Source organism: Streptomyces sp. CC228A, assembly GCF_021390935.1.
Lineage (GTDB): Bacteria > Actinomycetota > Actinomycetes > Streptomycetales > Streptomycetaceae > Streptomyces.
In genome coordinates this window covers 138,806-150,534 of the sequence record NZ_JAJPUI010000005.1, presented here as the reverse complement: position 1 = coordinate 150,534, position 11,729 = coordinate 138,806, and the positions used below count along the sequence as shown (strand labels likewise).

The 11,729-nt window shown below is 72.2% G+C and carries 11 protein-coding genes and 1 rRNA gene; 3 read left to right on the top strand and 9 right to left on the bottom strand.

Annotated features, from left to right (window positions below):
- The first annotated feature begins 37 nt into the window (after window positions 1–37).
- Window positions 38–154: ribosomal RNA gene (gene rrf, locus L6E17_RS16190) — 5S ribosomal RNA — on the top strand.
- 172 nt (window positions 155–326) lie between these two features.
- Window positions 327–890 (top strand): GNAT family N-acetyltransferase, encoded by a 564-nt coding sequence (locus L6E17_RS16185; RefSeq protein WP_236241474.1) that lies wholly within the window; start codon window positions 327–329, stop codon window positions 888–890.
- A gap of 148 nt (window positions 891–1,038) precedes the next feature.
- Here L6E17_RS16185 and L6E17_RS16180 read toward each other — a convergent pair whose 3' ends face one another.
- The 9 genes from L6E17_RS16180 to L6E17_RS16145 form a co-directional block, all read right to left on the bottom strand.
- Window positions 1,039–2,823, bottom strand: coding sequence for a type IV secretory system conjugative DNA transfer family protein (locus tag L6E17_RS16180; protein ID WP_236241473.1), 1,785 nt, complete (start codon window positions 2,821–2,823; stop codon window positions 1,039–1,041).
- A 1-nt stretch (window position 2,824) separates the two neighbouring features.
- Window positions 2,825–4,231 (bottom strand): ATP-binding protein, encoded by a 1,407-nt coding sequence (locus L6E17_RS16175; RefSeq protein ID WP_236241726.1) that lies wholly within the window; start codon window positions 4,229–4,231, stop codon window positions 2,825–2,827.
- A gap of 244 nt (window positions 4,232–4,475) precedes the next feature.
- Complete coding sequence (locus tag L6E17_RS16170; RefSeq protein ID WP_236241472.1) at window positions 4,476–6,044, bottom strand: SCO6880 family protein; 1,569 nt, start codon at window positions 6,042–6,044, stop codon at window positions 4,476–4,478.
- Window positions 6,041–7,471: a hypothetical protein gene (locus L6E17_RS16165; RefSeq protein WP_236241471.1), complete on the bottom strand. Its 1,431-nt coding sequence runs from the start codon at window positions 7,469–7,471 to the stop codon at window positions 6,041–6,043. The genes L6E17_RS16170 and L6E17_RS16165 overlap by 4 nt, the downstream gene beginning before the upstream one ends.
- Window positions 7,461–8,294 (bottom strand): hypothetical protein, encoded by an 834-nt coding sequence (locus tag L6E17_RS16160; RefSeq protein WP_236241470.1) that lies wholly within the window; start codon window positions 8,292–8,294, stop codon window positions 7,461–7,463. Before L6E17_RS16160 ends, L6E17_RS16165 begins: the two co-directional genes overlap by 11 nt.
- Before the next feature lie 126 nt (window positions 8,295–8,420).
- Window positions 8,421–8,729, bottom strand: coding sequence for a hypothetical protein (locus L6E17_RS16155; RefSeq protein ID WP_010474953.1), 309 nt, complete (start codon window positions 8,727–8,729; stop codon window positions 8,421–8,423).
- Between the two features lie 332 nt (window positions 8,730–9,061).
- Window positions 9,062–9,196 (bottom strand): hypothetical protein, encoded by a 135-nt coding sequence (locus tag L6E17_RS30560; protein WP_268985256.1) that lies wholly within the window; start codon window positions 9,194–9,196, stop codon window positions 9,062–9,064.
- 512 nt (window positions 9,197–9,708) lie between these two features.
- Window positions 9,709–9,987: a hypothetical protein gene (locus L6E17_RS16150; RefSeq protein ID WP_236241469.1), complete on the bottom strand. Its 279-nt coding sequence runs from the start codon at window positions 9,985–9,987 to the stop codon at window positions 9,709–9,711.
- On the bottom strand, window positions 9,984–10,487 hold the full coding sequence (locus L6E17_RS16145) for an SseB family protein (RefSeq protein ID WP_236241468.1): 504 nt from the start codon (window positions 10,485–10,487) through the stop codon (window positions 9,984–9,986). Before L6E17_RS16145 ends, L6E17_RS16150 begins: the two co-directional genes overlap by 4 nt.
- Before the next feature lie 223 nt (window positions 10,488–10,710).
- Here L6E17_RS16145 and L6E17_RS16140 point away from each other — a divergent pair, with 223 nt between their 5' ends.
- Entirely contained in the window at window positions 10,711–11,718 is a 1,008-nt protein-coding gene (locus L6E17_RS16140) for a bifunctional lytic transglycosylase/C40 family peptidase (protein ID WP_236241725.1), read from the top strand.
- The last annotated feature ends 11 nt before the right edge of the window (window positions 11,719–11,729 follow it).

Genomic DNA, 11,729 nt, shown 5'->3' with positions numbered 1-11,729 from the left:
ACTCCCTTTGCCGGTTGAGTTGTTATCTTCATAGTGTTTCGGTGGTCATAGCGTTAGGGAAACGCCCGGTTACATTCCGAACCCGGAAGCTAAGCCTTTCAGCGCCGATGGTACTGCAGGGGGGACCCTGTGGGAGAGTAGGACGCCGCCGAACAATTTGTGGGGGAGCCCCGCACCTTATGGTGCGGGGCTTCCTGCATTTCCGGACCTGCTGGCCTTCCTTGAGTCGCCCTCCCCCCGTGCTCCGCGGAAAAGCCGTGTCGTGGTGGGCACGCAGAGCGGTACGGTTCGCAGATTCCGTGAGGACGAAGGAAGGAGCCGGTGCTGTGGACTACGAGGTCAGGGCCGTGCGGGCCGACGAATGGCGCCAGGTGCGGGAGCTGCGGCTGGCCGCGCTACAGGACCCGGTCGCTGACATCGCTTTCCTGGAGACGTACGAAACCGCCGTCGACCGGCCCGACGCGTTCTGGCAGCAGCGGGCAGAAGGCGCCGCGGAGGGCGCTGACGGCGTTCGCCAGCTCGTCGCCAAGGCGGCGGACGGCAGCTGGCTCGGGTCCGTGACGGTCCTCGTGGAACGACGCGCGGACGACGTACGGATAGGGGCGCCGCCGGAAGCCGACCAGACGCACCTCGTGGGCGTGTTCGTACGGCCCGAAGCCCGCGGAAGGGGTGTGGCGGACGCGCTGTTCCGCGCCGCGCTGGAGTGGTCCTGGTCACTGCGGGAGCCGGTGGTGCGCCGGGCACGGCTGTACGTCCACGAGCGCAACGACCGCGCGGCAGCCTTCTACCAGCGAGCCGGCTTCGTGCAGAGCGGGCAGACGGCGTTGCTCGACGGGGATCCGGCATCACGCCAAGTCGAGTACGAGGTACCGCGGCCCCGGGCGGTCTGAGGAGCGGTGCCGCGAACTGACGTGCTCTGAGGTCCAGACGACGCGGCACGCAGGTGCCAGGACGGGCGAGCAGGGCTCTCGTGGCTGGGGGGAACCGCCGCGGAAGACTGCTCCCCCATGTGTGTGGGCATGGCCGGCGTTCTCGGGGTCAGGGGCGGTGGTCGGCGGTGAGGAGGGGGTGGGGCCAGTGGGCGCGCGCCTGTTCCGGGGAGCGGAGCAGGGCGAGTGCGAGGAGGCCCCGGTCGTGGCCCGTGGCCAGCAGGTCGGGAAGGTGCGGCAGCGGCGCCACCGCGGCGACATCGTCCAGGACCAGCGTGAGTGGTGGGTCGAGCCGACCGTCGGATGACCGTGCGGCCATGCGGCGGCCGTGCTCGACCACGTGCGCGGCGAGCGCCGTGAGGAGCGGCATGGCCCCCGGGTCCGTCCGGGGGTCCTCGATCGGTTCGCCCACCAAGTAAAGGGTGCCCGTCTCCTGGATGAATGATTCCAAGGTCAGCGCATCAGTTCGATGAGGGGTGCAGGCGTCCCGGATGTGCACCGAGGCGAGCGCGGACAGGGCGCGGGCGGTGAGGGCCCGGGCGGCGTCGCGGCGCTCCGGGTACGCCGTGAGCGCGGATTCGAGAAGGCCGGCGTGGCTGTGGGTGGCCTTGGGGTGGACGCGGAGGATCCGCACGGGTTCGTGGGCGGTGCCGTGCTGCTGGGCCCAGCGGTGGACCTGCTTGAAGGGGCGGCCGTCTACAGCGGCGGCGTGCAGCCAGCAGCGCAGCAGGGTTTCGGCGGTCTCGGCTATGGCGGCGTCGATACGGGCGCGGGGCCGTACCGGTGCGAGGAGCGCGGCCGCGCGAGCGGCGGCTGCAGCGGTGTCCTCGCAGCCCTCGACAGGTGACCAGCGCAAGCGGTCGGGGCTGTCGCACAGGTGCCCGGGGTCGTACAGCAGGACCGGGCCGAGTTTCGCGCGGGCGTCCTTGGTGTCGGCCCAGAGGGCGGGGTCGGAGGTGACGACGAGGACGGGTCCTGCGGCGTCCTGGACCGCCCGCAGGGCGCTGGAGCGGCGGGCGCCGCGGTCGCCGTACAGCAGGCCGGGCACGGGTGGGCCGGTGAGGGGTTCGGGGCCGGCCGACGGGTGAGTACGGGCCGGCGGCGGGGGCACCGGGGACGCGGGCGGGGCGGCTGGTGGCTGCCGGTCTTCCCGAGCGGGGTGTACAGGGGTGCGGTCCCCGTGCGGGTGGGCGGCGGGATCCTGCTGGGGGGCGGGCGCCTGGGCCGTGTGCCCGGGGGTGCCGTCGTCGTGTGCCCGGTGGTCGCGGCGCGGGTGGTCCTCGGCCGGGCGGGCCTGGGTGCGGGGCTCCGGGTGCCCGTATTCCGGAGTGCCGTACTCCTGGGTCCCGTACTGCTGCGCTTCGTGGGCCCCGTGCCTGCCGGCCCCCTGCTTCAGGGGCCCCTGCTTCTCGGCTCCGTGCGGCTGGTGCCCCGGTCGGCGGTCTCGCGGGTGCGGGGGTACGGGCGGGTCGGGCTGCGCGTACTCGTGGGGCTGCGGGGGCTGGTGGGCGGCGGCCCGTACCGCGCGCCAGCGGGCGAAGGTGCCGAGGACGAAGACGGCGAGCACCACCAGGACGAGGAACTCGCTGATGAGGACGCCCCAGAAGACGCCGTGGCTCGCGAGGCCGGCGGGCGGGGTGGCGGGCCAGGCGGCGGCCAGGTCGCGGGGGTCGGTGAGGAGGGAGCGTATGGCCGGGGGCGTCCGGGTGAAGGTGACGCCGGACGGCCAGGCGCCGTGGGCCAGGAGGCCGCTGAGGCCGGTCGCGGTCCACACGAGCAGCGTCGCGCCGAGCAGGACGCCCAGGACGCCGACGAGCAGGCCGTCGGGGATGCCCCGCTCGCCTCCCGGCCCCGTGGCGGGGCCGGAGGCGGGGTACCTGGTGCCGCGCGCCATGTCAGGCCACCGTGGACTCGGGGCTGTGCAGGTGCTGCTCGATGAGCGCGGCGCGCTGCTCCGTCTCCCACTCGGCGGCCTTGATGTCGTCCGGCGGCTCCTGGGAGGAGGACTCGGTCATGGCGCGGTCGGTGTAGACGAGGGGGCGTTCGGTTTCCGTGACGAGGTGTTTGACGACCTGGACGTTGCCGTTGACGTCCCAGACGGCGATGCCAGGGGTGAGGGTGGGGATGATCTCGACGGCCCACCGGGGCAGGCCGAGGACGCGGCCCGTGGCGCGGGCCTCGTCGGCTTTCTGGGCGTAGATGGTGCGGGTGGAGGCCATCTTGAGGATGGCGGCGGCCTCGCGGGCGGCGGCGCCGTCGACGACGTCGCTGAGGTGGTGGACGACGGCGACGAAGGACAGGCCGAGGCGGCGTCCGAACTTCAGCAGCCGCTGGAAGAGCTGGGCGACGAACGGGCTGTTGATGATGTGCCAGGCCTCCTCGACGAGGAAGATGCGCTTCTTCCGGTCGGGGCGGATCCAGGTGTGTTCGAGCCACACGCCGACGATCGCCATGAGGATGGGCATGGCGATGGAGTTGCGGTCGATGTGGGACAGGTCGAAGACGATGAGCGGCGCGTCGAGGTCGATGCCGACGGTGGTGGGGCCGTCGAACATGCCGCGCAGGTCGCCGTCGACGAGCCGGTCGAGGACGAGGGCGACGTCGAGGCCCCAGGCCCGTACGTCGTCTATGTCGACGTTCATCGCCTCCGCGGACTCCGGTTCGGGGTGGCGGAGTTGCTCGACGATGTCGGTGAGGACGGGCTGGCGGTCGGTGATGGTCTCGTTGACGTAGGAGTGGGCGACCTTCAGGGCGAAGCCGGCGCGCTCGTCCAGGCCGCGGCCCATCGCGACCTCGATGATCGTGCGGAGCAGCGCGAGCTGGCCCGTGGTGGTGATCGCGGGGTCGAGGGGGTTGAGGCGGATGCCGTCGTCGAGGGCGGCCATGGGGTCGAGCCGGATGGGAGTTATCCCCAGCTGCTCCGCGATGAGGTTCCACTCGCCGACGCCGTCCTCGCCCTGGGCGTCCAGGACGACGACCTGGCGGTCGCGGAACCGGAGCTGGCGCAGCACGTACGTCTTCTCCAGCGCGGACTTGCCGTTGCCGGACTCGCCGAGGACGAGCCAGTGCGGGGCGGGGAGCTGCTGCCCGTACAGCTGGAAGGGGTCGTAGATGTATCCCTTGCCGCTGTACACCTCGCGGCCGATGATGACGCCGGAGTCACCGAGGCCGGGGGCGGCGGTGGGCAGGTAGACGGCCTGGGCCTGCCCGGTGGAGGTGCGGACGGGCAGCCTGGTGGTCTCCACCTTCCCGAAGAGGAAGGAGGTGAAGGCGTCGGTGAGGACGGACAGCGGATCACGCATCATCAGGCCCCTATCGTCCTATCGTCGTCGTTGTCTCGTCCATGCCGCCCGGGTGGTGTTCCTGGGTGGTGCGCCGCCGGCTGTGTCCGTCGGTGGGTGGGTCCGTCGGTGGGTGGGTCTGTGGTCGGGTGTGTCTGCCGGCGGGGGTGCCGGGTGCGGGTGCTGCCTGCTGTGGGGCGCTGCCCGGCGGGCGGGTCGGCCGCCTCCTCCGCCGTGCGGGTGCCCCGTGCCGGAGCGGGTGGGGCTAGCGGCGGATGCCCGTCGCGAACGGCAGGGTGTTCACGAAGGCCCGGTGGTGCTCGCGGTCGCACCACTCCAGCTTCAGATACGACTTGCCGGCCGACGCCCGGATCGTCCGCTTGTCCCGGGCGAGGGCCTCGGGTGAGCGGGACGACACTGTGATGTACCCGACGAGGTTCACCCCTGCCGCGCCGCTGGCGAGATCTTCACCCCGCTGGTCGAGCCGCCCGTGGGCCGCGATGTCGCGGGGGTCGACGGTGCGGTTCATCTTGGCGGCGCGGCTGGCCTCGGCCTCGTCGTTCGTCTTCTCGGTGAGCATCCGCTCGATGGCGATCTCGGTGGGTTCGAGGTCCATCGTGACGGCGACGGTGCGGATGACGTCGGGGGTGTGGACGAGGAGCGGGGCCAGGAAGTTCACGCCGACGGGGGTCATGGGCCATTCCTTGATCCAGGCGGTGGCGTGGCACCAGGGGGCGCGGGTGGTGGACTCGCGGGTCTTGGCCTGGAGGTGGGTGGGCTCGACGGCGTCCAGCTCCGCGGGCCAGGCGTTGCGTTTCGTCATGGCCTGGATGTGGTCGATGGGATGGTCCGGGTCGTACATCGAGTGGATGAGCGAGGCGAGCCGCGACTGCCCGAGGGGCTGCCGTACGCGGATGTCGGCTTCGGCGAGGCGGGCGCAGATGTCGGTCAGCTCGCGGGCCATGACGACGGCGAGGCCGGCGTCCTTGTCGAGCTTCTCGCGCCGGCCGCCGGACGCGCGGCGGGCGGCCTGCGCGGCGCGGGCGATGGCGTGGGCCTCGGCGGCGAGCTCGCGGGTGTAGTGCATGCAGGCCACGAGGTAGGCGCGGTGCTGCTCGCTGGACGTGGACACCATGGACTGGAGCTGGTCGTACGAGTCGAGGAGCCAGCGCGGCGCGTGCGGGTCGCCGCGCTGGGCGACGTCCTTGGCGTGGGCGTCGGGGTCGGCGGGCAGGGTGCGGGCCAGCATCTGGAGGCGGGTGACGAAGCCGTCGCCGTTGGCGACGTGCTTGAGGAGGGTGCCGAAACGGTCCACCAGGGCTTCCTGGTCCTCGCTGTCGCGCAGGCCGACGCCGGGGCCCTCGATCTCGATGGCGGCGGTGACGGTGCGGCGGTCCGCGTGGAGGAGGACGGCGATCTCGTCGGGGCCGAAGGGGGCGGCGAGCCAGTTGATGCGGCCGATGCCGGGCGGGGCGCCGATCTCGACCTCGCGGCCGTCGAGGCGGGTGCCGGCCTCCATGGCGCCCGAGCGGTAGGTGGTGCCCTGGCGGAGGACCCGCTTGTAGCTGCGGTTGATCTCGTACCAGCGGTAGAACGTGCGGCCGCGGTACGGGACGTACACGGCGGCGAGCGCCAGGACGGGGAAGCCCGCCAGCATGACGATGCGGAGGGAGAGGACGGGGACCAGGAGGCCGCTCATCATGCCGAGGAACGCCCCGAAGACGATGAGGGCGATCTCGCCCGTCTCCCGGTTCTTGCCGATGACGGCGTTGGGGCGGGCGCGGCCGATGAGGTACGTGCGGCGGGGCGTGATCGGATGGGACTGGGTCGTCACCGCCCTCCACCTCCTGATCCTGTGGTTCCTGTGGTGCCTGTGCCGCCGGTGGGGCGGACTCCGGGGCTCCGGCTGCTGTGCGGGGTGTTGGTGGCGGGGCTCGCGGCGCCGGGGGCGCTACGGGGCGGGGGTGCGGCGGAGGGGACAGTTCCGCCGCCGGCCCCGCCCCCGGTGGTGGCTGCGGGGGCGGTGGAGGCGCGGCTGCTGTGGGCGGACATGCCGCCGCCCACGGCACCGGAGCCGGCCGGCGCGGGTGCGGGGGACGCCTTCTGGTGGCTGCGGGTGCTGTGGGCCTTGATGCCCTGCGAGACGAGCGCGGCCGGGGAGGAGATGACGGCGGCGGCCTGCGCGCCGTCGGTGGCCTGCTTGCGGTTCGTGCGGGCGGCGGCGATGTCGTCGCCGAAGCCGGGGACGAAGCGGTAGATCGCGGCCGACGCGAAGATGGCGAGCAGGATGATGGCGAGGCCGGACACGACGGCGGAGAAGGCGTCGGGTCCGTCGCCGGAGGACAGGGCGCCGGCGAGGCCGAGGACGATCACGATGACGGGCTTCACCATGATCACCGCGATCATGATACCGGCCCAGCGGCGGACGTGGCCCCACATGTTGCGGTCGACGAGCCCGGCGTAGACGACGGTGCCGAGGAGCGCGCCGACGTACAGCAGGGCGGCCCGGATGACCAGTTCCAGCCAGAGCACGCCCGCGGCGACGATCGACACGAGCGCGACGATGATCAGCATGATGGGGCCGCCGCCGATGTCGTCGCCCTTCTTGAGGGCTTCGGCGAACGACCCGAAGAACACGTCGGTCTGCCCGCCGGTGCCCGCGGCGATCACCTCGGTGACGCCGTCGGTGGCGGAGACGACGGTGTGGAGGATGAGCGGCGTGAACGCGGAGGCGAGGACGGTGAGCCAGAGGAACCCGACGGCCTCCGACATTGCGGTGGTGAACGGCACGCCCCTGATGGCCCGCTTGGCGACGGCCAGGAGCCACAGGATCAGGGTGAGGATGGTGGAGGCGGCGAAGACGACGGCGTACTGCTTGAGGAACTGGTCGTTGGTGAAGTCGACGGCGGCGGTGCTGTCGACGGCGTTGCTGAGCTTGTCGACGGTCCAGGCGGCGGCGTCCGCGCAGCCGCGCGCGAGCGCGGACAGCGGGTCCAGGGCCTCCTGCGGCTGCAGGGGGCTGGTGGGGGTGGTGGCGGCGCCTTCGCCGTTGTCGCAGAGGTCGCGGGCCATGCCGACGATCAGATCGCAGGGGTTGCCGCTTCCACTCGGCGACGGCGCCGGGGTGCCGGTACCGGGCGTGGTGCCTGGCGTCGGCGTGGGGGCTGCGGCGGCCCGTGTGGGCAGGAGGACAAAAGCCACCGGAGCCCCTGCCAGGGCGGCGAGCAGCCGCCGCGTGCGCTGCTGCGGCTTACCGGGCATAGGTGAAGCCTCCGTATCCGATGACCGCGTCGGCAATCTCGTCCGCCGTGGAGGCACGGTTGTCACCGTTGACCGGTGTGGGTCCTTCTTGCTGAGTAGAGGACTCGATCTTCCAGTCGCCGTCGACCCAGCGGAGCCGCTGCGTGATGGTGAACCAGGTTTCGGTGACCGGCTTGGTGGAGCCCTCGCCCGCGAGGCCGACCAGTCCGGTGCACCACACCTCCACCGTGGCTCTGCCGCTGCTCATCTCGGTCAGACTTGTCCCGACCGGGATGGTGCGGGAGACGAAGGTGTGGCCCTCCGGCGGGGACCCGTCTTCATTGAGGCCGACGTTGGTGAGGAAGGCGCTGGAGTAGGCCTTGTCCAGTTTGGTCAGCAGGGCGCCCGCCACCGCAGGGTCGTGCACGGTGCGGATGATGGCGTGGCGGCTCTCGCGCTGGAACATCCCGTCGGAACCCAGCGCCACCGCGTAGTTCGCCGCGGCGCTCTGGGCGCCCTGTTCGTCCTGGCTGTAGCCCGTGGGGATGGTGCCGGTCTTCCCCGTGACCGGCTTGATGCCGGTGGCCGCGGTGGGGGCCGCCGCCGCGCCGCCGGACCCGGTGGCGCGGGCGCCGCCGTCGCTCTCCCCGCCGTCCCGGTTCGCGAAGGCGATCGCCGCGATGAGCAGGACGACGACGCCCACCACGGTGACCAGCGAGCGCGAGGTGCGCGGCGGCCTGCGCGGGGTGTCGCTCTCCGGGAGGCGGGTGCGGGTGCGCGTCGTGGTGGTGCCCGCCTCCCCGGCCTGGCCGGGTCCGGCGCCGTACTCGTCGCCGAAGCTCATGACGGGTACGCCTCCTCGGACGACAGGTGTCGTGCTGCTGACCGCGTGCGCGCGGTGGGGTGAGTGGACATCAGGAGACGCATCCTCTGGTTGACCGGGCCTGCGGCCGGCGGCCGGCTCGGCGGGCTAGACGGCCATCCCGTACACGATGGTGAAGAGTGTTCCCAGCGACCCGATGATGAAGACGCCGGTCAACCCGGCCACGATCAGGCCCTTGCCCTGTTCCGCGCTGAAGGTGTCGCGCAGTGCCGTCGCGCCGATGCGCTGCTTGGCGGCGCCCCAGATGGCGATGCCCAGACACAGCAGGATGGCCACGGCCATCACGATCTCGATCATCACACGGGCCTGGTTGCCCAGCCCCCCGAAGGGCCCCCAGTTCGGGGCGATTCCGCCAATGATGGTGGTGATGTCGCCCTTCTCGGCCGCAAGGTACATGTAACTCACCGCCCCTGTTCGGTAGTTCGACGCCCTGCCCGTTGGCATGGGTCATCAACTATCTTCGCTGATCGAACCGCCGACGCACGACGACTTGGCGGGTCTCTTTACCCGATTCCCGCACGCCTGACCGAGCCGCCGTGCTGACCTGCGGAGTCATGGGGCGCCGGATGTGTGCGGATACGCGTATGGTCACTCTGTGTATCACGGGGCGTGACTCCGGGCAATGACCGTCGTTGGGCCCTATCCGGCCCCCTCGTGCGCGGGGAAACGCGACGCCGCCGCCGGACGGGGTGTGTCCGGCGGCGGCGGGGCTTCGCGGTGACCGCGTGTCAGAACTTGGTCTGACCCGTCTGGGTGAAGAGGAAGTACCCGAGCACGACGACCGCGACCGCGGTCAGTGCGATGACGGTGACGGCGGCGGCCGTTCCCCCGGAGTCCCCGAGTCGGCCCACCTTGTTCCCCATGTGTCTCTCCTGTGGTGCTTGCCCGCCGTGGTCTCCGGCTGGGGCGTGATGCGGCCGTTTGCGGCTGCATGCCACAGGGTAGCGCAGTGGTCCAGACCAGTTGGCGGGGGTCAGGTGGAGGTGCTGGGGACGTGAGGGGGCCGGTCGGGGGATCCTGTGTGCGCTGGAACCTGACGGTCCCTCTGGTCGTCTTCGTCGTAAGAGGTGTTGCCCGGACGGCCGAGAGGTGCGGTGTTCAGGCAGCTAGCGTCGGATGTGGGGGCTTTGGGCGGCCGGCATGGCGGCTGCTCGGCGGGGCGTGAGATGTCCAACAGGGCGCGGCGGCCCGGGCCCTCCCTCCGGCGGGGCCCGGGTGACGGTCGGTGCGTGTTCGGTGGGCATCGGTGTGGCTGGTGTTCGCCCTGCGTGTTGGCTGAATGTACTTATGCGTACACCGAAAGTGCATGCGGGGCGCAGCGGTGGGTGCGGGGCTGACGGGCCCCCTGCCTGCCGGGGCGGGGTGCGGCGGAGTATCAGCTGTGGTTGAGCCAGAAGAGCGCGCCGAAGACGGCGAGCACGGCTGCTGCGGCGGCGCCGCCCATGCCGGGACGCTGCTTCCGGGCGGCGCAGACGGCGACGGCGAGGATCGGCGGCAGCCAGCCCGCGGCGTAGCAGGCCCAGCCCACCCGGACGGCAAGGTCGGTGCCCACCGCGTTGAACGCCGTGAAGGCCGCCGTGACGAACACCGCGGGCGAGGCCCAGAGGTTCCGTACGAGGACGTCGCGGGGTGCGGTGGGTGGTGTGCCGGTCATGGGCGGCTCCTGTGGTCGGTCTGGCGGTCGGCCCGCGCCCCGGGCTCCCCGCCCGCGGGCGGTGCGTCGGCGGGCAGGGGGAAGGCAGTGGCGTGGCCGCTGCCCGGGTCGAGGGACACGCCTGCCGGGACGCCCAGCCGAGGGGCCAGGGCATCCAGCAGGTCGGCGCCGAGGAGGGTGCGGTAGCGCCAGGTGCGGGGCGCCTCGCCGCGGGCTTCGGCGAAGCGGGCGAGGGCGTCCTCGTCGGAGAAGGCGCAGATCCAGCGGACGCCGCCGTGGTCGGCCGTCCACAGGCCGCCTTCCGGGGTGGTCGGTACGAGGACGGGCGTACGGCGGAACGCGTCGAGTGAGCTGGTGGGGGCCTCCGCGGGTGATGCCCCTGCAGGTGGCCGCCCTGGCGCGGGGATTGGTGCCGGCGGGCCGGCGAGGTCCGCGAGTCTCGATCGTCCCGCCGGGCCGTGCGTGGTCGGCGGCCCGTTCTGCTCCCCCCGGGTCGTCATGGGTCGGATCATCGTACGGATCGGTGGGCGGCCGCCACCGGCGGCGCGGCGCGGCGGACGGTGCACCCGTCCGTGTGAGGGCGCCCCGGCCCGTGCGACGGCGGACGCGTCCGCGGGGCTGCGGATGCGTCCGTGTGACGGTGTGCGCTCCTGGTGCCACCTCCAGAAGTGACGGTGCGCCACCTAGACTGACGTTCGGTGGCCCGGCGAAAGGTGGGTGACGGTGCGTAAGGCGTGGGTGCTCGGGCTGGTGGCCGTGGCGGCGTGCCTGGGTTTCGTCGGGCTGCTCGTCGTCGGGACGTACTCCGCGGCCGCCGGCATGTTCGGGGGCGGCACCGCCCGCGGGACCGTGGCACTGGCCAAGGGGGCCGTACCGGCCGCGTACCAGGGGCTGGTGCAGCGGTGGGGGAACCTGTGCCCGGCCATCAACCCGGCGCTGCTCGCCGCGCAGCTGTACCAGGAGAGCGGGTGGAACCCGCGGGCCGTCAGCCATGCCGACGCGCGCGGGATCGCGCAGTTCATCCCGGGCACGTGGGCGGCGCACGGCATCGACGGGGACGGGGACGGCGACCGGGACATCTGGGACCCCGCCGACGCGATCCCGTCGGCCGCCTCGTACGACTGCGAACTCGCCCAGTACGTGCGGAAGGTGCCCGGCGACCCGACGAACAACATGCTCGCCGCCTACAACGCGGGTGCGTACCGGGTCATCAAGGCGGGCGGGGTGCCGCGGATCAGCGAGACGCAGAACTACGTGCGGATCATCCGGTCCCTGGAGAAGAGCTTCGCCCGGCCCGTGGGGCGGGTGGAGCCGTCCCGGCAGGCCGCGGGCGCCATCCACTACGCGCAGCAGCAGCTCGGCAAGCCCTACCTGTGGGGCGGCGAGGGGACGGCCGAGGACGGCGGGCGGTTCGACTGCTCGGGCCTCACCCAGGCGGCGTACCGGACCGTGGGCATCGAGCTGCCGCGGGTGGCCAACGACCAGTACAACGCCGGGCCGCACCCGAGCAGGGAGGAACTGCTGCCGGGGGACCTGGTGTTCTTCTCCGACGACCTGACGGACTCGCGGGCCATCCGGCACGTGGGGATCTATGTCGGCGGCGGCTACATGATCAACGCGCCCTACACTGGCGCCGTCATCCGCTTCGACAAGATCGACACCCCTGACTACTTCGGGGCGACCCGGGTCACCGAGGACGGTGCTCGGGCCCTGCCCCGGCGGGGCGCCTGACGGCCGTCACT

Bases quoted from the DNA above. Each gene is read 5' to 3' on its own strand.
- L6E17_RS16180 (WP_236241473.1), bottom strand. From the start codon at position 2,823: ATGGCGCGCGGCACCAGGTACCCCGCCTCCGGCCCCGCCACGGGGCCG.
- L6E17_RS16175 (WP_236241726.1), bottom strand. From the start codon at position 4,231: ATGCGTGATCCGCTGTCCGTCCTCACCGACGCCTTCACCTCCTTCCTC.
- L6E17_RS16165 (WP_236241471.1), bottom strand. From the start codon at position 7,471: ATGCCCGGTAAGCCGCAGCAGCGCACGCGGCGGCTGCTCGCCGCCCTG.
- L6E17_RS16160 (WP_236241470.1), bottom strand. From the start codon at position 8,294: ATGAGCTTCGGCGACGAGTACGGCGCCGGACCCGGCCAGGCCGGGGAG.
- L6E17_RS16155 (WP_010474953.1), bottom strand. From the start codon at position 8,729: ATGTACCTTGCGGCCGAGAAGGGCGACATCACCACCATCATTGGCGGA.
- L6E17_RS30560 (WP_268985256.1), bottom strand. From the start codon at position 9,196: ATGGGGAACAAGGTGGGCCGACTCGGGGACTCCGGGGGAACGGCCGCC.
- L6E17_RS16150 (WP_236241469.1), bottom strand. From the start codon at position 9,987: ATGACCGGCACACCACCCACCGCACCCCGCGACGTCCTCGTACGGAAC.
- L6E17_RS16145 (WP_236241468.1), bottom strand. From the start codon at position 10,487: ATGACGACCCGGGGGGAGCAGAACGGGCCGCCGACCACGCACGGCCCG.